Source organism: Limnospira sp. PMC 1279.21 (genome assembly GCF_032349615.1).
Taxonomy (GTDB): Bacteria; Cyanobacteriota; Cyanobacteriia; order Cyanobacteriales; family Microcoleaceae; genus Limnospira; species Limnospira fusiformis.
In genome coordinates, this window is record NZ_JARPLU010000352.1 from 1 (window position 1) to 1,816 (window position 1,816).

Genomic DNA, 1,816 nt, shown 5'->3' on the forward strand with positions numbered 1-1,816 from the left:
TTATACCGTATTGCCGTAAAATGTTAACCTAATTTGAGATTAAATCATGCTCCTCGAATATGCCATTTGCTTCTATCTACTAGAATGCCTTGTAGCTCGGTAAAACCGCTACAATAAATCTACCATTATTTTTTTAGGAAAAATGGCTGGCATTTCACTGGGTTGAGCATAGGTGTAACAGATGAAGGCATTTGTAGCAGGTGCGACAGGTCAAACAGGTCGCCGAATTGTCCAGGCTCTTTGTGAACGGCAAATCCCTGTCCGCGCTATGGTTAGAGATTTGCAGAAGGCTAAGGGTATGTTTCCGGAGCAAGTCGAGATTGTAGTCGGGGATGTATTGGACCCGAAAACTTTGGTAGATTGTATCGGTGATAGTACGGTGGTTTTGTGTGCAACGGGTGCGACTCCCAGTTTCGACTTCACGAGTCCCTATCGGGTGGATTACGAGGGGACTAAGAATTTGGTCAATGTTTCTAAGGATAAGGGAATTCAGCATTTTGTAATGGTCTCGTCGTTGTGTGTGTCACAGTTGTTTCACCCTCTCAATCTGTTCTGGTTGATTTTGCTGTGGAAGAAACAAGCTGAGGAGTATCTACAAAATAGCGGGTTGACTTATACTATTGTTAGGCCTGGGGGTTTGAAAAATGAGGAGACTGATTATCCCATTGTTATGGGGGCCCCGGATACTTTGTTTGATGGCAGTATTCCCCGGACTCAGGTGGCTCAAGTGTCTGTAGAGGCTTTATTTGTGCCAGAGGCTGGTAATAAAATTGTGGAAGTTGTCAGTAAACCGGGAGAACCACAAAACTCCCTCTCTCAGTTGTTCGCTAGTGTGCCTTAATGGTTGATTATGCACCAATCAAGATCCCCTAGAAGACGCGATCGCCGTGTGGTGCGATCGAAAACTATAGCAGGCGGCGATTTGACTCCTGAAATGATGCCATCACCATTGGCGGGGATGCCATATCGACGGACTCGGCGCAGAGGAGGGTTATTCAAACTTCTGTTACTGAGTTTTTTGCTACTCTGGGGGGTCGGTTGGCTATGGGGTCAGGTTGTTACCCGATTTGGTGAAGGTCGGGTGGCGATCGACCACCATCTTAGTAATGAATGGCCACCGTTAGTCATGCGCGGAGGTGATCCTTACATTAGATCTCTTATGCGGACGATTTCAGCCAGTGAGTCTAATTATCCGCGACCCTATCATGTCATTTACGGTGGCAAGTATGTCTCAGATTTGAGTCACCACCCCGATCGCTGTGTTACCATTGTTGCTGGACCCAATCAAGGTAAATGCACCACGGCGGCCGGACGTTACCAGTTTTTATCATCTACCTGGGAACAGATGGCCGATCGCTACCATCCCAAACCTGCCAGATTTTGGTATTGGCATCCCTATAGTTTTGAGCCAGAATATCAAGACCTAGTAGTTTATCGTTGGTTATTGGATCAGGATTTTTGGGGTGTCGATATTTCCCGAATGTTACAAGAGGGACGACTCAATGAAGTTTTGAAGTTGCTCTCAGGAACTTGGACCAGTTTAGGATATGGGATTGAGGATAATATGATGACCAGTTCCCTCCCCAGGGTTTATGAACAAGTCCTGCAAGAGGAACTCTATCTCTCGGAGTAAAAGCACATCCATTTCATCCCCAGAGTTAGATCCATTCGCTTTCATCCCCGCATCCCTTCCCTTTAGGTGGGTGTCGGGATGACAGCCAGGCGGTTGCCAGTCAGGCTCAGAGTTATTATCATAAGAAGTATTGGTGCGAGACGTTTAGGAGTGAAATAAGGCTGCAATGCCTGAAATAACCTC

General features: G+C 46.5%; 2 protein-coding genes. Both read left to right on the forward strand.

Annotated elements, in window-relative coordinates:
• Positions 1-181 precede the first annotated feature (181 nt).
• Positions 182-841 carry an NAD(P)H-binding protein gene (locus P5683_RS24470; protein WP_006625809.1) on the forward strand — a complete coding sequence of 220 codons (660 nt, stop codon included), beginning with the start codon at positions 182-184 and terminating at the stop codon, positions 839-841.
• A 9-nt stretch (positions 842-850) separates the two neighbouring features.
• Positions 851-1,633 carry a glycoside hydrolase family protein gene (locus P5683_RS24475; RefSeq protein WP_006625810.1) on the forward strand — a complete coding sequence of 261 codons (783 nt, stop codon included), beginning with the start codon at positions 851-853 and terminating at the stop codon, positions 1,631-1,633.
• Positions 1,634-1,816: the final 183 nt, after the last annotated feature.